Source organism: Stenotrophomonas sp. YJH_SMC_82 (genome assembly GCF_059368875.1).
The window spans coordinates 750,037-770,839 of the sequence record NZ_JCAFSE010000002.1 but is presented as its reverse complement, the minus strand read 5'-3'; the positions used below and the strand labels follow the sequence as shown (position 1 = coordinate 770,839).

Sequence of the window (20,803 nt, the reverse complement as noted above, 5' to 3'; positions counted from 1 at the left end):
ATCGAATGATCCGTTCAGTTTGATAGTTTCTGTCAATTGAAACGAAGAATAAGATTTGCCGGATCTTTCGACAGGCCTCCCGCGTGGCGGCGGGAAGCCATGGGTGCGTGCTGCGGTTACAGCAGTGCTTTCAGTCGGTACAGCGCTTCGAGTGCCTGCTTCGGCGTCAGTTCGTCCGGATCGATGGCGGCCAGTGCTTCCTGTGCCTTGTTCGACGGCGCCGCGAACAGGCCGAACTGCTGCGGTGCATCCAATGCCTGCGGCGCCAGCTCGGCGGCATGGCTCTCACCGCCGCGCTGTTCCAGCTCGGCCAGTCGACGGCGCGCCTGCGCCACGGTGGCGCGCGGCAGGCCGGCCAGTGCGGCCACCTGCAGGCCGAAGCTGCGGTTGGCCGGGCCGTCCTTAACGGCGTGCATGAACACCAGCGCTTCACCGTGCTCGACGGCATCCAGGTGCACGTTGGCGATGCCGCTGCGGCCGCCCTCGTGCTGCTCGTCGGCCAGCGCGGTCAGCTCGAAGTAGTGGGTGGCGAACAGCGTGTAGCAGCGGTTCTGGTAGGCCAGGTGGCGGGCCACCGCGTCGGCCAGCGCCAGACCGTCGTAGGTGGACGTGCCACGGCCGATCTCGTCCATCAGCACCAGCGAATGCGCGGTGGCGTGGTGCAGGATGTAGCTGGTCTCGGCCATCTCGACCATGAAGGTCGACTGCCCACGGGCGAGGTCGTCACCGGCGCCGATGCGGGTCAGGATGCGGTCGATCGGGCCGATCAGCGCCCGGCTGGCCGGCACGAAGCTGCCGATGTGGGCCAGCAGCACGATCAGCGCGTTCTGCCGCATGTAGGTCGATTTACCACCCATGTTCGGACCGGTGATGACCAGCATGCGGCGGTCCGGATGCAGATCCAGATCGTTGGGTTCGAACGGCTGCTCGCGCACCGCCTCGACCACCGGATGGCGGCCACGCTCGATCTTCAGGCACGGTGCCGTTTCAAGTTCCGGCCGCGACCAGTCCAGCGCCTGCGCGCGTTCGGCGAAGGCGGCCAGCACGTCCAGTTCGCTCAGCGCAGCGGCGCACTGCTTCAACGGTTCCAGCTGTTCGCCGAGGGTGTCCAGCAGCTGCTCGTACAGGTACTTCTCGCGCGACAGCGAACGGTCGCGCGCGGACAGCACCTTGTCCTCGAATGCCTTCAGTTCTTCGGTGATGTAACGCTCGGCATTGGTCAGCGTCTGGCGGCGGGTGTAGTGCACCGGCGCGCGATCGGACTGGCCCTTGCTGATTTCGATGTAGTAGCCGTGCACGCGGTTGTAGCCCACCTTCAGGGTGGGAATGCCGCTGCTCTCGCGCTCGCGCAGTTCCAGGTCAACCAGGAACTGGTCGGCATGGGTGGACAGGCGGCGCAGCTCGTCCAGCTCTTCATCGAAGCCATCGGCCAGCACGCCGCCGTCGCTCAGCTTCAGTGGCGGCATTTCGGCGATGGCGCTGGCCAGCAGTTGTGCGCACGCGTCGTGCTCGCCCAAGGCGGCATGCAGTGCCTGCAGGCGCGGTGAATCCAGCGGCGCCAGCACTTCGCGCACCGCCGGCAGCAGGCCCAGGCCATCGCGCAGGGTGGAGAAATCACGCGGGCGCGCCGAACGCAGTGCGACGCGGGTCAGGATGCGTTCCAGGTCGCCGAGGCGGCGGAACTGTTCGCGGATGTCGGCATCGCTGCCGCGATCGATCAGGGTTTCCACCGCATGGTGGCGCTGTACCAGCACCTCGCGCAGGCGCAGCGGGCGGTGCAGCCACCGGCGCAGCAGGCGCCCGCCCATCGGCGTCACCGTGCTGTCGAGCACGCCCAGCAAGGTATTGCGGGTATCGCCGTCGACGCGCGTATCCAGTTCCAGGTGGCGGCGGGTGGCGGCGTTCATCGCGATCGCCTCGGCGGCGGTTTCCATCGCGATCGAGGTCAGGTGCGGCAGGCGCTGCTTCTGGGTTTCCTCGACATAACCGAGCAGGGCGCCGGCGGCGGCGGTGGCACGTGGCTTGTCATCGATACCGAAGCCGCTCAGATCGTGCAGCTTGAAGAAGTTCAGCAGCTGGCGGCGGCCGCTGTCCGCGTCGAACAGCCACGGCGCACGGCGGCGCACGCCGGTGCGCTGGCGCAGGAAGTCGGGCCAGTTCTCCTCGTCGGGCACCAGCAGCTCGGCCGGTTCCAGTCGGGCCAGTTCGGCTTCCAGCGCGTCGTCGGTCTCGACTTCATTGACCAGGAAGCGGCCACCGGCCAGGTCGGCCCAGGCCAGGCCGTAGCCCTGCTTCGTGCGCGACAGCGCCATCAGCAGGGTGTCGCGGCGTTCGTCCAGCAGCGCTTCGTCGGTCACGGTGCCGGGGGTGACGATGCGCACCACCTTGCGTTCGACCAGGCCCTTGGCCAGCGCCGGGTCGCCGATCTGCTCGCAGATCGCCACCGACTCGCCCAGCGCCACCAACCGCGCCAGGTAGCCTTCATAGGCATGTACCGGCACGCCGGCCATCGGAATCGGCGCGCCGCCGGAGCTGCCACGCTGGGTCAGGGTGATGTCGAGCAGGCGCGCGGCCTTGCGCGCATCGTCGTAGAACAGCTCGTAGAAGTCGCCCATGCGGAAGAACAGCAGCAGGTCCGGATACTCGGACTTGGCTGCGAAGAACTGCTTCATCAGCGGGGTGTGTTCGGCGGACTTTTCTTTGGACATGGGGCTCGTGAATCCGGGGCGTCCGTTCGCGCCGGAGGGCAGCGGCAACGGAGCGGGTACAGGGCCGTCCATGGTAACTGCTGGGGCACAGGGCTGCCGCCACCGGTGGCAGGCGGGTACCGCACAGCCACGGGGTCAGGCCGGGACCAGGGTGATCTGCCGGTGGCTGGCGAAGATATCCATCACGATCTCGAAGTAGGTTGGGCCCTCGCCCCGTTGCAGGGCGTCCAGCTGGCGCGCAATGGTCCGCGTGTTGAAGGTGCCCGGGGCTTCCAGCTTGGACTGCAGCCACTCGCGGGTGGTAGTTCGTCCCAGTGCGGCGCGGCTGTGCTCGATATCACTCCAGATCACCGTGGCCCGCTCATGGCCGGCCAACACGCCATGGACGCCATGCAGCAGATCATCCAGGGCGTCCAGGCTTGGCCCGAGCTGCCAGTCCTCGCCGGCCATGAACACGCGGTTGATCTCCGCGTACAGGCTGGGGATGTCGTGAATGGCACAGCCTTCGATCTGCAGGATGAGCGTCATATGTCGACTGTAGCGTTGTTCCCTGTGCGTTGGACATGGCTGAGCGCCGGATGCTTTGGGGACCCATGCTGGGGTTTGGCAAACTTCTTTGCTGAGTCAAGTGCTCGGCACTCCCGTCGTGACGCGCGCCGGTTTGCAGGGAAGAAAACGACGTGACCCATCGCCAATAGCAGGGCCATCAGCTGGTAGAGAGTTCGCCCGAAGTCTTCTTCTTCATTGATTGGTGCCATCGGCAGCAGGACCCCCTCGGGCGCGTTCAACTTCCACTGTCAGTGATGACTGGCTGGGTGATGGAAATAGATTCTCCTCCTGTATCATCGGCAATAAAGGTCTGGAAAATTGTTTCTTGGATGGTCAGTAACGTTGTATCTGCGTCTCCGGTGAGGTGGGGGGGAGTTTGATCTGTCCCCGTTGTGAGCAGGGTGAGGTGTTGAAAGCTCAAGTAAAGGAGCGCGGCGTTCAGATATTTGTCTGCGACGAGTGCGATGCCGTGTGGTTCTCCTTCGCTGCTATAGGGGTCTCTCCGTTCAGAGACCTTGAGCGGTATCTTGAGGAAATTTCCGTCGCCCCGTCCTGGGAGTCAATTTCCGTGGACAGGCATGAGTAGAAAGTACGCAGTTTCCATGCACTCCTCGATCGTATTGCCTCAGCGCAGCGCGTGGGTCCGTGCAGCATGGGGTGACCTTCCCGTCTCCTACTTCCAGAGCGACGAGAATCTCAATGACTGCGGTTTTATTGACTTGAAGGTCAATAAGTGGGAGATCAGTGGCAGTCGATTGTAATGGGGTCTGGACCCCTTCATCAGGGTTGAAATACTCAAGGGTCGGGGCCCTGCGATGGCAGATGCCAGATTGCAGCCCTGACGGTAGTCGCGAAGCGGCGCGTTGTTCCTCTGGACAGAAGGGTGCCGGGATCGATGGGCTTCATCCTCCCCCTCCGTGCATCAAGTGACGGTTTCCGCGGTCACGACTCGCGAGCGATGCGTGATGACTGCGATTGATGTGCTCGTACATTGATATGCCCGGCAGGAATAACCACCTCCATTAAGTGTGTCCTTCACACCTGTCTGCATAGTTCCAGAGATTTGGATCGATACAATAATATCGACCCATAAAGTTTCCCCGCGCTGCGCCGCCATCGATCGTACGGCCATGATCAAGGGAATTGAGATGCTCGCCTTACGCAACCTCCGAGTGGGATCCCGGCTGGGTGCCGGGTTTGGATTGCTGCTGCTGTTCATCGTGGCCATCGTTGGCCTGGCGCTGTACGGAAATCACCTGAAGTCCGCCCAGTTCGAGAAAGTGGTGGACGTCAACATGGTGAAGATGCGGCTGTTGAACGACATGCTGGATACCAACAACGCGCTGTTGATGCACCGACGGCTGATGGTGATCAAGCGCGGCGAGGATTTCGACAAGGATTATCAGAAGGCGCAGGAGCTGTCGCAGACCTACGACGGTATCTGGGCCAGGTACATCAGGATTCCGCGCGACGCGACCGGCGATACCCTGGTGGCGAAAATCGACGCGGCACGCAAGGCCACCGACGCCTCCACCCGGCATCTTCACGAGCGCATGAAGGCCGGGGATTTCGACGGCGCGGCCAAGGAACTGCTTGCCGAGCAGGGGCTGGCAACCGCGTGGAACGAAGCGATCTCGACCCTGCTGCGGCATCAGGAGACACTGACCGAGCGCAGCCGCGAGGAATACCGTTCAACTGAATCCTGGACCGGCACGCTGTCGATCGTGTTCGGCGTGTTGAGCCTGGTACTGGGCTCGCTGGCCGCCTGGGCCATCACCCGCAGCCTGACCCGCCCGCTGGAAGGCGCGGTGAAGCTGGCCGACAGCATCGCCAATGGGCGGCTGGACAACAGCATTGACGCCTCCGGCAACGATGAGGTCACGCAGCTGCTCAGGTCGATGCAGCGCATGCAGGCGCAGTTGCAGTCGGTGATGGCGGCGCAGGGCGAGTTGGCCCGCCAGCACGATGCGGGCAGCCTCAGCTATCGCATGGACGAGAGTGCCTTCCCTGGTGACTACGGGCGCATGGTGCACGAGACCAACGCGCTGGTCGGCTCACACGTGCAGGTACAGAACCGGCTGATCGAAGTGATGAAGCATTACGCCCGTGGCGACCTGTCGGTGGACATGGATCCGCTGCCGGGCGAGAAGGCGGCGATCACCCAGGCAATGGACGAGACCAAGGCCAGCCTGTCGGCGATCAACAGCGAGATCCGCCGGCTGGCGACGGCCGCGGCGGCGGGCGACTTCAGCCTGCGCGGCGATGAAGATCGCTTCGCCTACGATTTCCGCGACATGGTGGCCGGGCTCAATCGCCTGATGCAGACCACCGACCAGAACCTGGTGCAGGTGTCGAGCCTGCTGCAGGCGATCTCGCGCGGTGACCTCACCGTGCGCATGCAGGGCGACTTCCACGGCGTGTTCGCCCGCATGCGCGATGACTGCAATGCCACCGTCGATCAGCTCAAGCAGATCGTCGGGCGCATCCAGGCCAGCGCGTCCAGCATCAATCTGGCGGCAGGCGAAATCGCCTCGGGTAACACCGATCTGTCGCGGCGCACCGAGCAGCAGGCGGCGAACCTGGAAGAGACGGCGGCGTCGATGGAGGAACTGACCTCCACCGTGAAGCAGAACGCCGAGCACGCCCGCCAGGCCAACCAGCTCGCCATCGGTGCGCACGGTGTCGCCTCGCAGGGCGGCGAGGTGGTCGGCCAGGTGGTCACCACGATGTCGGCCATCGAGGCCTCGTCGAAGAAGATCGCCGAGATCATCTCGGTCATCGATGGCATTGCCTTCCAGACCAACATCCTGGCGTTGAACGCGGCGGTGGAAGCCGCGCGTGCCGGCGAGCAGGGCAGGGGCTTTGCGGTGGTGGCCAGTGAGGTGCGCACGCTGGCACAGCGCTCGGCCGGTGCGGCCAAGGAGATCAAGGGCCTGATCGAGGATTCGGTTGGCAAGGTCGCCGATGGATCGGCCCTGGTCCGACAGGCAGGCACCACGATGGGCGAGATCGTTGCTTCCGTGCAGCGCGTGACCGACATCATGGCCGATATTTCTGCTGCCTCGCAGGAGCAGAGCTCCGGCATCGAACAGGTGAACCAGGCGGTGGTGCAGATGGACGAGACCACGCAGCAGAATGCGGCACTGGTGGAAGAGGCCAGTGCTGCGGCGCGTTCCATGGAGGAGCAGGCGAACCTGCTGGCCGAGGCGGTTTCGGTGTTCCGCACCGGCGCGGCAACGGCGGCTGCAGCCGTGCGTCCGGCCCTGGCTGCGGTGGCCGCGAAGGTCACCCCGGTGCGCAGGGCGGCAACGCTGTCGCCGCGCATCGAGCCGACACTGGCGGCCAATGCCTGGGGGTGGGAAGAGTTCTAGCAGAGGGCAATGCCGGCAGGGAGACGGCGCCCATCACGCTGGCTGATCGTGATGGGCGCGGATTTTCTTCCTGAACGCGCGATGGCCGATGAGGCCGCGGACACGCGCATTTCACTTCCGGTTGCCAGCCGCGGGAGGACACTTGCGCCATACCGGAACCTAGGAGATGGCCATGAAGACCTCGACCCGATTGCTTGTGCTGGGCACCCTGCTGGCGGCTTCGTCGGTGGCCGGCGCGCAGACCTATGGTCCGCGTGATGAAGGACGCCGATTCAACGATGGCAGCCGCGTGGTCTGCAAGAACGTGGAAGTGCAGCGCAACTCGCGCGATCCGAACCGCATCGCCGGTACGGCCACTGGCGCGGTGATCGGCGGCCTGCTGGGCAACCAGGTGGGCGGCGGCAATGGCAAGAAGCTCGCTACCGTGGCCGGTGCTGTTGCCGGTGGTGCGGCGGGCCGCCAGATCCAGGGCAACAGCCAGCAGAAGAACGGCGACCGCGTGGTCGAGCGCCGCTGCGAACGCGTCTATCGCTGATCAATCGCCGACGGCCCCCGTTTTTCCCCTTCCACATGGCAGTACTCGAACGCCGGCCTCGCGCCGGCGTTCTTCATTGCGGGAAAAGGGGACGGAGGGGATTAAGTCGCAATCCCCCCAACCGGCCGCTTACGACTTAATCCCCTCCGTCCCCTTTTTTGCGAGGAGGCGCCAGGTGGCGAGGCTGCCGTAGAGCAGCAGCAGGACGGTGAGGGTGATCAGTTCGTGGCTGACTTCGGCCAGGCTGGCGTCCATCTGGTTCAGGCGCACCATCAGGTTGATGCCGGAGGTGGTCGGCAGCAGCTGCGCCAGCCAGACCAGCGGTTGTGGCGTCATCACCGAGGGCCACGACAGGTTGGCGAGGAAGAACAGCGGGATCGAGGTGGCGATGATGTACTGGAAGGCGCGTTCGCGGGTGCGGAAGAAGCTGCCGACGAACAGGCCGAATGCCACCGTCGCCGCGATGAACAGCGTGCCACCCAGCAGCTGGCCCAGCGGGTTGCCTCCGCGTGGATAGTCCTGCACCCAGGCAGTGAACCCGGCATACCAGAACAGACCGAACAGGCCGATCAGGCCGAAGCCCAGTGCCATGCCGGCCAGGGTCGGCAGGTCGAAGCGCAGGCGCCGGCCGAGCGCGAGGCGGCGGCCGCCGAGCAGGACGCCGATGCCCATCAGCAGCGTCTGGTGCACGATCAGCTCGGCCACGCCGGGAACGATGGCGCTGCCATAGCCTTCCTGCGTGTTGTACAGGGGGCGCTGCACAAGCGTGACCGGTGGTGCCTGCGGTGCGCCCATGAAGGCGGCCTGGCCGACCACGGCATCACGCCCGAACGCACCCAGCGCGTCAGCCACGCTGCCCAGCACCCAGCTGGCGCGGCCCAGGTAGGCACCGTTGCCAAGCAGTACCAGCTTGGCCGGGTGGCCGCGCAGGATGTCGCGCTCCAGATTGGCCGGGATCACGACGATCCCTTCGGCATGGCCGGCTTCCAGCTGCCGGCGTGCGCTGTCGACGTCCGCGGGTTGACCGACCACGCGCGCAACGCGCAGTGCGTCGAGCTTGCGCAGCAGCTCGCGGCTGGTCGCGCTGTGGTCTTCGTCCACCACCAGCACCGGCAGGTTGCCGGCCACCTGGTGCCGGTAGGCGGCTGGATAGAAGAACGAGTACAGGATCACCGCCCCGACCATCACCACGATCGCGTAGCGGTCGCAGAGCACTGCCATCAGGGTCTGCCGCAGGCTGCGCCAGAGTGCGCTCATGCGTCGGCCCCTGCGGGCTGTGCGGCGGCAGGTGTGCGCGCAAAGGCGATCAGGCGCAGGCCGCCGACGCCTCCTGCCACCACCGCCATCAACAACAGCGTGGCCAGCGGCCACACCGAAACCTGCAGCGGCGAACCGATGAACTGCTGCTGGGTCTGCAGCTTGATGTAGGCGCTGAGTGGCAGCAGTTGATGCCAGATGCGGGTGAACAGAGGGCCGTCCAGCACCGGGAAGGTGGCGCTGGAGAAGGCCAACGCGGTGCCGATGCTGAGGCCGACTGCGGACAGCGCGGTACCCATGTCGCGGGTGACGCCGACGAAGAACAACGCGTAGGCGGCCGTGGCAAGGTAGAACAGTGGCTGTGCGAGCAGCAGCAGGAGCACGCTGCCGGCCACGCCGTCACCGCGCAGCCAGGCCAGGTAACCGATGCCGAGCGCGCCATACAGCGAGAACAGCAGGATGTATGGCGCGACCTTGCCGGCAATCGCCGGCCATGGCGTGCGGCCCAACGAGGCGGGCAGGGTGCCGTCGCGGATCTCGCGGCCAAGGCTGCCGGCCACTGCAAGTGCCAGTACCAGCGACAATACCGCCGGGAAGATCAACGGCAGCAGGAACAGCTCGTAGCTGCGTGCCGGGTTGTACAGAATGTCCGACTGCACCGCGATGGGTGCCGCGCGCAGCTTGCCCGGGCCGACCTGCAGGCCGATGCGCTCGCGCAGCAGGCGCGCGTTCCAGGCCGAGACCGCGTCGCCGATATCGCGCGACGCGGACTGGCCGGTGGTCATGTAGGTGGCGTTGTAATAGGCGAACACCGTGCCCTGGCGTCCACGCAACGCCTGCCGGGTGACATCGCGCGGCACCAGTACGATGGCGAACACATCCAGCCGACGCAGCTGCGAACGTGCGTCTTCCAGGTCCACCGGCTGGCTGGCGACGCGCACGCCGGGACTGGCGTCGAGCATGCGCAGCAGCAGGCGGCTGTCACTGCTGTGGTCGAGGTCGACCACGGCGATCGGGATGTCGCGCATCACCGAAGGCGTGAACATCCACGCCATCACCACCAGCATCAGCAGCGGCAGCACGGTGACCAGCAGCAGGTCGGCGCGGTTGCCGCGCAGCGACTGCAGCTCGCGCCGCCAGCTGGCGGCGAAGCCGCCGCGGCCGGGGCTCAGTGCTGGGGCCATGCGAACAGCACGCTCATGCCGGGGCGGAAGCCCTCGATGCGGCGTACCGGGCGCACCCGCACCTCGAAGCTGCGGACGTCGTAGCCGGACGACTGGCGGGTGGTACGCCAGGTTGCATAGTCGCCGGCCGGATTGATGAAGTAGACCTCGAATTCGCCGTCCAGGCCGAGCGCCGGCACGCTGCCCTGCAGCTTGCTGCCGACCTTCAGGCCCTGCATCTGCGATTCGCGCAGGTTCATGGCGACCCACATGCGGTCGATGTCGACCAGGGTGAACACCGGGTAGCCGGCCGGCACCAGCTCGCCCGGGTCGGCCATGCGCTTGTTGATCTCGCCGGCCACCGGCGCGCGCCCTTCCACTTCGACACGCGCGGCGTTGACTTCGGCCACCGCGCCCTGTGCCTGTTGCACCTGGCCCTGCGCGGCACGCTTGTCCTGCTCGCGCGCGCCGGCCAGGGCCATGTCGTACTGCGCGCGCGCGGCACGGGCCAGCTCACGCGAACTGGTGGCCTGGGCATGCGCTTCATCACGCTTCTGCCGGGTCATCACCCCTTCGTTGAACAGGTTCTGCACGCGCTGGTAAGTGGCTTCAGCCAGCGTCGCACCGGCTTCGGCCCGCTTCCAGTTCGCTTCGGCGGCGCGGATGTCTTCGCTGCGTGCGCCTTCGTCGGCCTTGTCGGCCACTGCCTGTGCGGCGGCCAAAGCGCCGTGCGCCTGCTGTTCCTTGGCGGCCACTTCGGGGCTGTCGAGCAGGAACAGCACTTGCCCGGCCTGCACGCGGTCGCCCTCGCGCACCTTCAGTTCGGCCACGCGCGCGGTGATCTTGGCGGCCACGTTGATCGTGTCCGCATCGGCCATGCCCTGGATCTGGTCGGCCGGGCTGCGCCAGGCCAGCCACAGGCCGAGCACCACCACGACCAGCAGCACCACTGCCAGGATCGGTCCCAACCGGCGCTTGCCCGGGGGCGTCGTCGCATCGTCGTGCAGCACATCACTCATGGTCGATCACCTCGTCCGCCCGCCGCCGGAACTCTTCGAAACGGTCCATCTGTCCACTGATCTCCAGCAACTGTGCCAGCGCAATATCGTATTGGTAGGCGGCCTGTGCGCGCTCGACGCGGGCGCCGCCCAGGCCGAGCCGCGCGTCGATCACATCCAGCGAAGTCGCCTGGCCTTCGCGGAACGCCAGCTCCTGCAGGCGCAGGTTTTCCTGTGCCTGGGCGATGCTGCTGTCGAGCAGCACGTACTGCTGGCGTGCGGTTTCCAGCTCGTTCCAGGCCTTGCGCACACCCAGCGCGACCTGGTTCTCGGCCTCGCGCAGGCCCGCTTCGGCCTGGTCCTGCTGCGCACGCGCGGCGCTGATCTGCGCCGGCCGCGAGTTCGGCGACAGGAAGGTGTACTTCAGGCCGATGCCGAACGCCCAGTCCGGATCGGTCAGCATCTCGTCGCGGCGACGGAAGTCGTACTGGCCGAAGGCGAAGATCTGTGGTTTCAGCTTGGCCTGCTGCACGCGCACGCCCTGTTCGGCCTGCGCCACCATCGCCCGCAGGCGCGCGATCTGCGGCTGCCGCGCCTGCGCGGTGCGTTCGAAGCTGGCCACCGGTTCCAGTGGCACGCGCTGCACGAACAGCGGCGACACCGGCTGCACCTCGCCGCCACTGCGCAGCAGCGTGGCCAGTGCGGCCTTCAGCGTGGCCAGGTCGTTCACCGTCTTCTGGTATTCGCGCTCGGCCTTGTCGCGGGCCACGGTGGCCTGCAGGCGCTGCGCGCGGGTGGCGAAGCCCTCGCGTTCCAGCTTCTCTGCGTCGGACAGGTGGCGGTTGAGGCCATCGCGCACATCGCGGCGCACGTCCACCGCCTGCTCGGCCAGGCGCTGGCCGAAATAGGCCTGGGCCAGCTGCACGGTCAGCGATTGGCGTTGTGCTTCGCGCTCGGCGCTGGCCTGTTCGTGGGCGGCACTGGCCGCACGTTGCGCGGCCGGAATCACGCCGCCGGTGTACAGCGGCAGCACTGCAGTCACCACCGGGCGGGTACGCCAGTCGCGTTCGGTGAACGACAGCGGCGAGTCGATGCCAAAGGCCTCGGCCACCGGAGCCAGCGAACCCAGGGGCAGGGTGAGCGTCTTCTGGAACTGCAGCCGGCGCACTTCGCCGGTGATCTCCGGCAGGCGCAGCAGGCGGGTCGCGTCCTGCAGGTCCTGCTTGTTGCGCACGGCGGCGTCGGCAGCGGCCAACGCATCGGAGACCTGCTCCAGGCGTTGCCGTGCCTGTTCCCAGTCCAATGCCGGTGCGTTGCTGGTGGGCTGCGCGGCGGCAGCGAATGGCAGGCAGGCTGCCAGCGCCAGCGCGGCCTTCGCGCGGTGCATCCTTGTACGTCGGCCGATCACGCCCATGCCGTCCCAGTAGTGAAGAAGTGCGCAAACGGTAGTGCGTGCAGCGTGAAGCCCGGGTCTGCGATCATCGGTTTGTCCTCAACGAAGGGTGCCTCTGGCCGCAGTGCGCAGCGCCTGGGTGATGTGCTGCAGCGTGCTTGAGCGCACGGCGGCATGCTGCCAGTACAGCGGCACATCGAGCCAGCGGCGGGGTTCCAGTACCACCACGCGGCCGGCGCGCACGGCGGGCGCGACCAGGGTTTCCGGAGCCATGCCCCAGCCGAGTCCGCAGGCGGCGGCTTCGACGAAACCGGTGGAGGAGGGCAGGTAGTGTAGCGGCGGCTGCAGCCGCGCGCGGGTCAGGCGCCGCACGAAGCGCCACTGCAGTTCATCTTTGCGGTTGAACACCAGCATCGGTGCGTGCGCCAGGGTTGCGGCCTGCATGCCATCGCGGAAGTACTGGCGGGCGAAGCCGGGCGAGGCGATGGCGTGGTAGCGCATCGCGCCGAGCGGGTGCACGTTGCATCCCTTCACCGGTTGGCTTTCGGCGGTGACCGCGCCGAGCACGCTGCCATCGCGCAGCAGCTGCAGGGTGTGGTCCTGGTCGTCCATGCGCAGGTCGAACAGATAGCCGTGGCGCTGGTGCAGGTCGGCGATGGCCGGTACGAACCAGGTATCAAGCGAGTCATCGTTGACCGCCAGGGGGATCGGCGTGCGCGCAGCGTCGCTGCCACGCTCGGGTAGCAGCTCGGCCAATGCCTCGGCCTCCAGCGCCTGCATCGGTCGCACCCGGCGCAGCAGCGCTTCACCCGCGGCAGTCGGCCGGCAGGGTGCCTGGCGCACCACCAGTACCTGCCCGAGCCTGTCCTCCAGGGCCTTGATCCGCTGCGACAGTGCTGACGGGCTGATCGACAGGCGGCGTGCCGCAGCCTCGAAGCTGCCTTCCTCCAGCACCGCGGCAAACGCGGCCAGTTGCGGGTGTACCAGGTCCATGCCGGTGCCTCTTCAGTTTTCCTGCACAGGATAAAGAAAAATCAGTTTGTCTAATCAAGGCGGTTGGCCGCACCCTGCGCGTCCCCTCGCTGCCTGGCCTGTCCCGATGTGGATTGCCGCTACCGCCGCCGGCCTGTTCGCAGGTGCCGGCCTGATCATCGCCATCGGCGCGCAGAATGCCTTCGTGCTGCGCCAGGGCCTGCAGCAGCGCAATGTGGGGACGGTAGTGCTGGCCTGCGCCGGCGCGGATATCGCGCTGATCCTTGCTGGCGTTGGCGGCATGGGCGCGCTGGTGCTGCAGTGGCCGCTGCTGCTGCAGGTGCTGCGCTTCGGTGGTGCGGCCTTCCTGTTCTGGTATGGCCTGCGGGCGGGGCTGCGCGCGTGGCGCGGTGGCAGTGCCCTGGCCGCCGCCGAGGCGCAGGGCGGCAGCGGACGGCAGGTACTGCTGACCTGCCTGGCGTTCACGCTGCTCAACCCGCACGTCTATCTGGATACGGTGGTGCTGCTGGGCAGTCTGTCCACGCGCTACCCCGGTGACCTGCGCTGGGCGTTCGCCGCCGGTGCCTGCGCCGCCAGCGTGGCCTGGTTCTGCACGCTGGGCTATGGCGCGCGCCTGTTGCAGCCGGTGTTCCGCAGGCCGGGCGCCTGGCGGGTGCTGGATGCCGCCGTGGCGGTCTTCATGTCCTGCCTCGCCACGCTGCTGCTGTTGCGCCCGCTCTAGGCCGCGTCCACCGCGCACTGCGGGGTTTCGCCGGGGCGCAGGGTCAGCACGCGCACACCGCTGCGGGTGACCGCCACGGTGTGCTCGAACTGCGCCGACAGCTTGCCGTCGCGGGTGTAGACCGGCCATTGGTCCGGCTGCTGACGGATGGCCGGCTTGCCCTGGTTGAGCATCGGCTCGATGGTGAACACCATGCCTTCTTCCAGCACCATGCCGGTGTTGGGATGGCCGTAATGCAGGATCTGCGGTTCCTCGTGCATCTGCTGGCCGATGCCATGGCCGCAGTATTCCTTCACCACGCTGTAGCCGTGGCTGCGCGCGTGGCGGGCGATGGCGTGGCCGATATCGCCCAGGCGCGCTCCCGGGCGCACCGCAGCGATGCCTTTCCACATCGCCTGGTAGGTGGCCTGCACCAGCCTGCGCGCGGCGTAGTCGACCTCACCGACCAGGTAGGTGGTGCTGGAGTCGGCGATGTAGCCGTTCTTCTCCAGGGTGATGTCGAGGTTGACGATCTGGCCGTTGCGCAGCACGTCGGTGGTGCTGGGAACGCCGTGGCAGACCACGTTGTCGATCGAGGTGTTGAGCACATACGGGAAGCCGTACTGGCCCTTGCTGGCCGGCCGCGCCTGCAGCTCATCGACGATCATGCGCTCGACGAAGTCGTTGATCTCCATCGTGCTGCGTCCCTGCAGCGGCAGCTGGTCGAGCGCGGCGAACACCTGCGCCAGCAGGCGCCCGGATTCGGCCAGCAACGCGATTTCGTGCGGCTGCTTGATCATCGTCATGTCAGGCCCGCCCGGGCGCCAGCGCCTGCGGCTGCACCCCGGCTGCCCGCAGTTCGCTGGCGACGATGTCCTGGAAGCTCAGCGTGGGGTTCATCTCGCACAGCATGCCGACCCGGATCCAGAAGGTGGCCTGGGCGTTGATCGAACGGCTGGAGACGGTGCAGGCACGGCGCAGCTGGTCGTGCAGGGTGTCATCGATGTTGACGATGCCCATGGGCGGTCCTGGCGGAATGGATATATGAAGCATATATGTTCCGTATATCCGCCTCAAGCCCGCATCGTTCAGTCCACGTGGGTGGCAAAGCGCAGTCGGTTGCCGTCCGGGTCACGCAGGAGCATCTCGCGGCTGCCCCATCCGGTGTCGTGCGGTGGCTGCTCGATCGGTACGTTGGCGGCACTGAAGGCGCGGTGCAGGGCGTCGACGTCTTCAACGATGAAGTACACCGCGCCGCCGACCTCGCAGTCGCCGCTGTGTTCGGTGAGGAAGATCGTCTGGCCGTCGCGGGTGAGCTGGGCGAACAGCGGGAAGCCGGGTTCGAAGCGGTGTTCCCAGTCGACCACGAAACCCAGCCCCTGCACGTAGAATGGCAGGGTGGTGTCGGCATGGCGCATGCGCAGTTGCGGGATGACGGTCTGGGGCATCGCGAGGCTCCGGGGCGGGAGTCCAGTGTAGTGCCGGCCGCTGGCCGGCATCCCGGCGAGCCTGGGAACGATGAGGTTGCCGGCCAGCGCCCGGCACTACCGAAGCCACGCCGGCCAGCGGCCGGCACGACCGACGCGGTCAGCAGGCGGTCGGCACGGCGGCCATCGCCGCCAGCAGTTCGCGATTCACCTGCTGGTGCCGTGCCTGCCACACCGGCAGATCCTCGGCGCTGACGTCAGGTTGGCCGTCCAGCGACGACAGCCAGCGCTTGAAGCGGCTCTGGTAGTTGGCCAGCGACACTTCGCCGGTGATGTCGCTGCCGACCAGGCCGCCTGCGCGCAGCGCTTCGATCACCACCAGTGCGTGTTCCAGCTGGAAGCGGCCCTGGTCCCAGTTGCTGCGGGCGACGTCCTCGGCGAACACATCCTTGTCGATCGACAGGTAGGTCGGTTGCGGCGACTTGGCCTGCTCGGCGGCGAACGCGGCAACCAGTGCCTCCGGGTGCTCGAACCGTCGGAATGCACGGCCGCTGCCGAGGCGGTGGCCCCAGCCCACGTCCACATCCATGCACCAGTAAGTCAGGCGCCCGCCCATCAGCGGGCGCCAATGGTTCTCCCAGGCGTGGCCCAGGCCGATGTCACTGGAGGTGATGCCGAGCACATGGATGTGCGAGATCTGCGGCAGCTTGCTGGCCGCGTTCACCCACGACCCGCAGTGCATGCCGAACGGGAAACGCATGTTGTCCGGATGGTTGTCCAGCACCACCAGCTGGAACGGCTGGTGCGCGCGCATGCGACGCAGCAGCGGCAGGCTGAGGTGGTGGAAGTCGCCACTGCCGAGCATCACCGTGCCGAGCTGGGCCGGCAGCTGTGCCAGCACTTCAGCGGCGAAACGGTCCAGGGTTGAAGTGCTGCAGGCGAAGCGCAGCGGATCGTGCCACTGCGGCAGCGCCAGGGTCTGCGCCTGTGGAAGCGGCAGTACGCCACCGTCCAGGTCCAGGATCAGCGGAAAACGCGACGACATCGTTCAACCGCCTCCATCAGGTTCGCCCTGCAGGTACGGGGCCAGCTTGCGCAGGGCAGCGCGCAGCAGCGGGGAGCGAGCGTGGATCGCGTGCCGGGTGGAGGTGAAGCGGGCGCCCAGCTCGGCCTTGATCCGCGAGTCGGTCCAGCCGGCCACGTAGTGGCTCAGGCTGTGCTGCAGCGCGTACTCGAGGTTGTGCATCCAGCTGACCGCGTACAGGTTGTGCTCGCGTGATTGCGGGTAGGCCAGGCCGATGTACTTGTCCACCAGCTTTCCGGCGTGGATGTAGCACAGGTTCCAGCCGATCAGCAGACCCTGGTGGCGGTACAGGAACATCCGTCCCTGGCCCTGGCTGTCGGCCAGCAGGTGTTGGAAGTAGGGCAGGTCGAGCTGGTCGAAATGCACCGCGCTCTGCGCGAACACGCCCAGGTACAGCGCGTACAGTTCGGCCTGCAGTTGCGGGTCGGCGAGGGCCGGATCGCCGGTGGCGATGCAGTCGATCTGCAGGCCATCGCGCGAGCGCAGCTTGCGCCGGATGTTCTTGCGGCGCGAGGACGACAGGCGTCCGAGATAGCCATCGATCGAATCGAAATCGATCGCCACCCAGGCCAGCGGCATGCCTTCCAGCTCGACGAAGCCGCGTGCCAGCAGCGCCTGCAGGAAGGCGCTGCTGTGTGCATTGGCCGCGTCGTCCAGCAGCGGCGAATCGATTGCCAGGTCCTTGACCACCAGCAGCCGGGAATCGCCGATCGCGTGCCGCGTCACGTCCTCGGCCAATGCCTCTGGTGCGACGTGCGCGGGCAACGGGGTGTACTCGGTGCTGGTGGCACCGACGAAGCGGGTCTTCCAGGTGATCCAGGGCCGCCACAGGCGCGCCAGCGGCAAGCCAAGCAGCTTGCCGCGCAGGTCGTCGTCCATCGTGGTGGTCAGGTCGAGCGGCGCACGGAAGGTCGGCAGGCCGCTGGGGAGCAGGCCTGCCTCGAATCCAAGCGGCGGGTGGGCCAGGAAGCCCTCCAGCAGCGCGGCCGGTTCCAGCGCGGTGCTGGATGCGCGTGACGTCATCTCCATCGGCACGGGAACCGGCAGCGCATCGACCTCAGCCCTTGGCCTTGGTCAGCGCCTGGTCGAGCAGGGTGATCGCCAGGTCGATCTCTTCGTAGCTGATGTCCAGCGACGGCGCGAAGGTGATCACGTTCTTGTACCAGCCACCCACGTCGAGCACGAGGCCCATGCGCTTGCCGTCGTGCAGGAGGTCACCGGCCAGGCCGATGTCGACCATGCGGTCCAGCAGTTCCTTGTTGGGGGTGTAGCCGTCGGTCTGGCAGATCTCGGCGCGCAGGGCCAGGCCCAGGCCGTCGACGTCGCCGATCTCCGGGTGACGCTTCTGCAGGCCACGCAGGCCGTCCAGGAAGTACGCGCCCTTCTCCGGCACGGTGCGCTCGTAATCCATTTCCTTGCCCAGCTTCAGCACTTCCAGGCCGAGGCGGGTGCCCAGCGGATTGGAGTTGAAGGTGGAGTGGGTGGAGCCCGGCGGGAACACGGTCGGGTTGATCAGTTCTTCGCGCGCCCACAGGCCCGACAGCGGGTTCAGGCCGTTGGTCAGCGCCTTGCCGAACACCAGCACGTCCGGGGTAACGCCGAAGTGCTCGATCGACCACAGCTTGCCGGTGCGCCAGAAACCCATCTGGATTTCATCGACGACCATCAGGATGCCGTACTTGTCCAGCACGCGCTTGAGGCCAGTGAAGAAGTTGCGCGGCGGGATGACGTAGCCACCGGTGCCCTGGATCGGCTCGACGTAGAACGCGGCGTACTCGGCCTGGCCGACCTTGGGATCCCACACGCCGTTGTACTCGCTTTCGAACAGGCGCTCGAACTGCCACACGCAGTGGTCGGAATACTCGTCCGGGGTCATGCCCTTCGGGCGACGGAACGGGTACGGGAACGGGATGAACATCGCGCGCTCGCCGAAGTGGCCGTAGCGGCGGCGGTAGCGGTAGCTGGAGGTGATCGACGAGGCACCCAGGGTGCGGCCGTGGTAGCCGCCCTCGAAGGCGAACATCAGGCTCTTGCCGCCGCGCGCGTTGCGCACGATCTTCAGCGAATCTTCAATGGCCTGCGCGCCGCCGACGTTGAAGTGCACGCGGCCGTCGAGGCCGAACTTCTGGTGCATGTCCACGGCAATGGTCTTGGCCAGCTGCACGCGGGTCGGGTGCAGGTACTGGCTGGCGACCTGCGGCAGGGTGTCGATCTGGTCCTTCAGCGCGTCGTTCAGGCGCTTGTTGCTGTAGCCGAAGTTGCAGGCCGAGTACCACATCTGCAGGTCGAGGTAGGGCACGCCCGCACCATCGAACATGTAGCTTCCTTCGCCGCGCTGGAAGATCTTCGGCGGGTCGACGTAGTGGACGGTGTCGCCGAAGGAGCTGTAGCGGGCTTCGTCGGCCAGCAGCTGCGCGTCGGAGGCAGCCGCGTCGGCGTTCTTGTCAAAAATGTTCATGCAGTTCGGTTCCGTGAAGGACGTTCGAAAGGGGTGACGGGGGAGCGCGCCTGGAAGGGAGTGCTCAGGCGGTGGCCAGCAGCAGGGGCAGTGCGGTGGGCTGCGGGCTGGCGTCGAGGCGACGTGGCTGCAGCAGGCTGCCATCGAGCAAGCGCGGCAACAGTGCGATTGCATCGTGGAAGGTATCGATGGCGGCATGCTCGATGCCGGCCTTCGTGCAATGGGTGATCAGGCGGCGCTTGGCGAACACGAAGTCGGCATCTTCGGAGACGCAGAAATCCGAGCTGCCATCGCCGATCATCAGCACGCGTGGTGCTTCGTCGGCACGCGCCTGCGCGGCGCAGGTGCACTTGCAGGTACCACTGCGGCATCCTTCGGCCTGGTAGGGCGACTCCAGTTCCCAATGGTCTTCGCACCAGCGCAGGTGGTTGGCCACCACCGGCAGTCGCGACAGGCCGTGGTTGGCGAGGATGCGGTGGATCGCATAGTCCAGCCCGTCGCTGACGATGCGCAGCGGCACGCCCAGCTGTTCGGCGCGGCTGACAAAGGCGGCGAAGCCCGGATCGATCTGCACCTGGTCCAGGTGCGCGTCGAGCGTGGCCGGGTCCAGCTTCAACAGCCGCACCTGGCCCTGCATGCATTCACGCGAGCCGATCTTTCCCGCCTTCCACTGGTCTTCCAGTTGCTGCCAGCCCGGCTGGCCGTACTTCTCCAGCAGCGAGTCGATGACATCTTCGAGGCTGATGGTGCCATCGAAGTCACACAGGATGCTCCAGTGCATGGGCAGGTCCGTCGATGAAAGAAACGTCCGGCACGATGCCGGGGCAGGCTCAATGTAGGCAGGCAGCCTTTCTCGTTCCTTTCCTGTTGAAAGCCTGCACCGCCGGGTGGGGAAAGTGTTCAGGAATCGAGCGTGCTGAATGGGCGTGATGCCGTGAAAACCGCGCTTTCAGGGCTGCGCAGCGGCCAGCGCCCGCAGGATCTGCGCGGTCTCTTCCCGGGTCTGCCAGGCGCTGTTGCCGAGGGTCAGCATGCGTGCGGCGAAGTCGCGCGCGTTCGGCATGTCGTCCTGCGGCACGATGCCACGCAGGTAGGCGTAGTCGGGCAGGGCATGGATGAACATGCGGCTGGCACCGAGACCGCGCGGCCACAGTTCGTCCAGTGCGGCATCGCGCGCGCGCTGGCTGGGCAGCAGCAGCATCAGCATCGGCCAGGTGCCGCCGGTGCCGGCCAGGCCATCGACCACCTCCACCGCCGGCAGCTGTGCCAGCTGCACACGCAGCTGCAGTGCGCGCAGGCGCCCGGCCTGCAGGAACGCAGGCAGCCGCCGTGCAGCGTGGGCGCCCACGTTCTGCCGCCACTGGCTGACCCGGTGCTGGGGGATGTCCAGCGGGAAAATGTCTCCGACCGCGTCTTCCAGATCGCCGCGTTGCAGGGCGCTGCGCAGCGGATTGCCGTACACCAGCGACAGCAGCGAGGGGCGGTAACAGGCGGCAAGACCCAGCAGCTGCACGCTGCGAAGCAGCTCCCAGCGCAGGCTGAAACGTACCTGTTCGGCGGCATGTTCGGCCAGCGCGGCGCGCAGCTCGTCATCGCGGCTGACCAGCAGGCCGCCTTCATGCAGGCTCAGCCCCTTGCCGGCGGCCAGGCTGAAGAATCCGATGTCGCCACGCAGGCCCACGCTGCTGTTGCCGACCCGTGCACCCAGCGCCTGTGCGGCATCTTCGATCACCCAGGCGCCGGCGCCGCGTGCGACCTCGCAGGCCCGTTCGACATCGGCGATGCGCCCGCCGAGGTGGGTGGGCAGGATCGCCAGCGTCCGTGCGTCGGCCAGGCGCGAGAGCTGTGCCGGATCAAAGTCGAAATGGCCACGCCGGGTATCGCACAGCTGCACGCGCAGGCCGAGGCTGTGCACCGCGATCGGCACCAGCGGACAGGTATAGGCGGGCAGGATCACGGTATCGCGCTTGGGCGCGCGCTTGCGCAGGGTGCGCAGTGCGATCAGCAGCGCGTGGGTGCCGGAACAGGTCAGCTGCAGCGGCGGTGTGCCGAGCTGGGTGGCCAGGATGTCGCGCAGGTCGCCGCCGCCGGGAAGGAAGTCGCTGGCCTGCATCGGCAGGCCAGCGGTCGGCGGCAGTTCGCGCGCGAACAGGCTCATCGCAGCCCG

18 protein-coding genes are annotated in these 20,803 nt (G+C 66.9%); 3 read left to right on the top strand and 15 right to left on the bottom strand.

Features of this window, described 5'->3' with window-relative positions; translation table 11 throughout:
- Window positions 1-116: 116 nt before the first annotated feature.
- Window positions 117-2,708, bottom strand: a complete 2,592-nt coding sequence (gene mutS / locus AC5P53_RS11240; RefSeq protein ID WP_197574689.1) for a DNA mismatch repair protein MutS — start codon at window positions 2,706-2,708, stop codon at window positions 117-119.
- A gap of 135 nt (window positions 2,709-2,843) precedes the next feature.
- The gene (locus AC5P53_RS11235; RefSeq protein WP_241886615.1) at window positions 2,844-3,236 is read right to left on the bottom strand and encodes a barstar family protein; all 393 of its coding nucleotides are present in this window, start codon (window positions 3,234-3,236) and stop codon (window positions 2,844-2,846) included.
- Between the two features lie 1,169 nt (window positions 3,237-4,405).
- Here AC5P53_RS11235 and AC5P53_RS11230 point away from each other — a divergent pair.
- Window positions 4,406-6,628, top strand: a complete 2,223-nt coding sequence (locus tag AC5P53_RS11230) for a methyl-accepting chemotaxis protein (RefSeq protein WP_241886616.1) — start codon at window positions 4,406-4,408, stop codon at window positions 6,626-6,628.
- A gap of 166 nt (window positions 6,629-6,794) precedes the next feature.
- Window positions 6,795-7,163 (top strand): glycine zipper 2TM domain-containing protein, encoded by a 369-nt coding sequence (locus tag AC5P53_RS11225; protein WP_014646414.1) that lies wholly within the window; start codon window positions 6,795-6,797, stop codon window positions 7,161-7,163.
- A 129-nt stretch (window positions 7,164-7,292) separates the two neighbouring features.
- On the opposite strand, the gene AC5P53_RS11220 is transcribed toward AC5P53_RS11225, so the two are convergent.
- From AC5P53_RS11220 to AC5P53_RS11200, 5 genes are all read right to left on the bottom strand, one after another.
- Entirely contained in the window at window positions 7,293-8,420 is a 1,128-nt protein-coding gene (locus AC5P53_RS11220) for an ABC transporter permease (RefSeq protein ID WP_014646415.1), read from the bottom strand.
- The gene (locus AC5P53_RS11215) at window positions 8,417-9,604 is read right to left on the bottom strand and encodes an ABC transporter permease (RefSeq protein WP_046429612.1); all 1,188 of its coding nucleotides are present in this window, start codon (window positions 9,602-9,604) and stop codon (window positions 8,417-8,419) included. Before AC5P53_RS11215 ends, AC5P53_RS11220 begins: the two co-directional genes overlap by 4 nt.
- The gene (locus tag AC5P53_RS11210) at window positions 9,589-10,602 is read right to left on the bottom strand and encodes an HlyD family secretion protein (RefSeq protein WP_032958046.1); all 1,014 of its coding nucleotides are present in this window, start codon (window positions 10,600-10,602) and stop codon (window positions 9,589-9,591) included. Before AC5P53_RS11210 ends, AC5P53_RS11215 begins: the two co-directional genes overlap by 16 nt.
- Complete coding sequence (locus AC5P53_RS11205; RefSeq protein WP_014646418.1) at window positions 10,595-11,995, bottom strand: TolC family protein; 1,401 nt, start codon at window positions 11,993-11,995, stop codon at window positions 10,595-10,597. The genes AC5P53_RS11210 and AC5P53_RS11205 overlap by 8 nt, the downstream gene beginning before the upstream one ends.
- 78 nt (window positions 11,996-12,073) lie before the next feature.
- Window positions 12,074-12,967 carry a LysR family transcriptional regulator ArgP gene (locus AC5P53_RS11200; protein ID WP_046429615.1) on the bottom strand — a complete coding sequence of 298 codons (894 nt, stop codon included), beginning with the start codon at window positions 12,965-12,967 and terminating at the stop codon, window positions 12,074-12,076.
- A 106-nt stretch (window positions 12,968-13,073) separates the two neighbouring features.
- Here AC5P53_RS11200 and AC5P53_RS11195 point away from each other — a divergent pair, with 106 nt between their 5' ends.
- Window positions 13,074-13,688, top strand: coding sequence for a LysE/ArgO family amino acid transporter (locus tag AC5P53_RS11195; protein WP_014646420.1), 615 nt, complete (start codon window positions 13,074-13,076; stop codon window positions 13,686-13,688).
- Here AC5P53_RS11195 and map read toward each other — a convergent pair.
- The 8 genes from map to AC5P53_RS11155 all read right to left on the bottom strand — a co-directional run bounded on the left by map (window position 13,685) and on the right by AC5P53_RS11155 (window position 20,794).
- Entirely contained in the window at window positions 13,685-14,467 is a 783-nt protein-coding gene (gene map, locus AC5P53_RS11190; RefSeq protein ID WP_014646421.1) for a type I methionyl aminopeptidase, read from the bottom strand. The two genes, AC5P53_RS11195 and map, sit on opposite strands and share 4 nt — an antisense overlap.
- Window positions 14,468-14,474: 7 nt before the next feature.
- Window positions 14,475-14,687, bottom strand: a complete 213-nt coding sequence (locus AC5P53_RS11185; protein ID WP_014646422.1) for a ParD-like family protein — start codon at window positions 14,685-14,687, stop codon at window positions 14,475-14,477.
- A 68-nt stretch (window positions 14,688-14,755) separates the two neighbouring features.
- Complete coding sequence (locus tag AC5P53_RS11180) at window positions 14,756-15,115, bottom strand: bleomycin resistance protein (protein ID WP_014646423.1); 360 nt, start codon at window positions 15,113-15,115, stop codon at window positions 14,756-14,758.
- A gap of 139 nt (window positions 15,116-15,254) precedes the next feature.
- Window positions 15,255-16,139, bottom strand: coding sequence for an arginase family protein (locus AC5P53_RS11175; RefSeq protein WP_241886617.1), 885 nt, complete (start codon window positions 16,137-16,139; stop codon window positions 15,255-15,257).
- A gap of 3 nt (window positions 16,140-16,142) precedes the next feature.
- Entirely contained in the window at window positions 16,143-17,207 is a 1,065-nt protein-coding gene (locus tag AC5P53_RS11170) for a GNAT family N-acetyltransferase (protein WP_241886618.1), read from the bottom strand.
- A gap of 28 nt (window positions 17,208-17,235) precedes the next feature.
- Window positions 17,236-18,636: an aspartate aminotransferase family protein gene (locus AC5P53_RS11165; protein ID WP_014646426.1), complete on the bottom strand. Its 1,401-nt coding sequence runs from the start codon at window positions 18,634-18,636 to the stop codon at window positions 17,236-17,238.
- A gap of 64 nt (window positions 18,637-18,700) precedes the next feature.
- Window positions 18,701-19,417 carry an MtnX-like HAD-IB family phosphatase gene (locus tag AC5P53_RS11160; RefSeq protein ID WP_049441501.1) on the bottom strand — a complete coding sequence of 239 codons (717 nt, stop codon included), beginning with the start codon at window positions 19,415-19,417 and terminating at the stop codon, window positions 18,701-18,703.
- 168 nt (window positions 19,418-19,585) lie between these two features.
- Window positions 19,586-20,794, bottom strand: a complete 1,209-nt coding sequence (locus AC5P53_RS11155) for a DegT/DnrJ/EryC1/StrS family aminotransferase (protein WP_014646428.1) — start codon at window positions 20,792-20,794, stop codon at window positions 19,586-19,588.
- Between the last annotated feature and the right edge of the window lie 9 nt (window positions 20,795-20,803).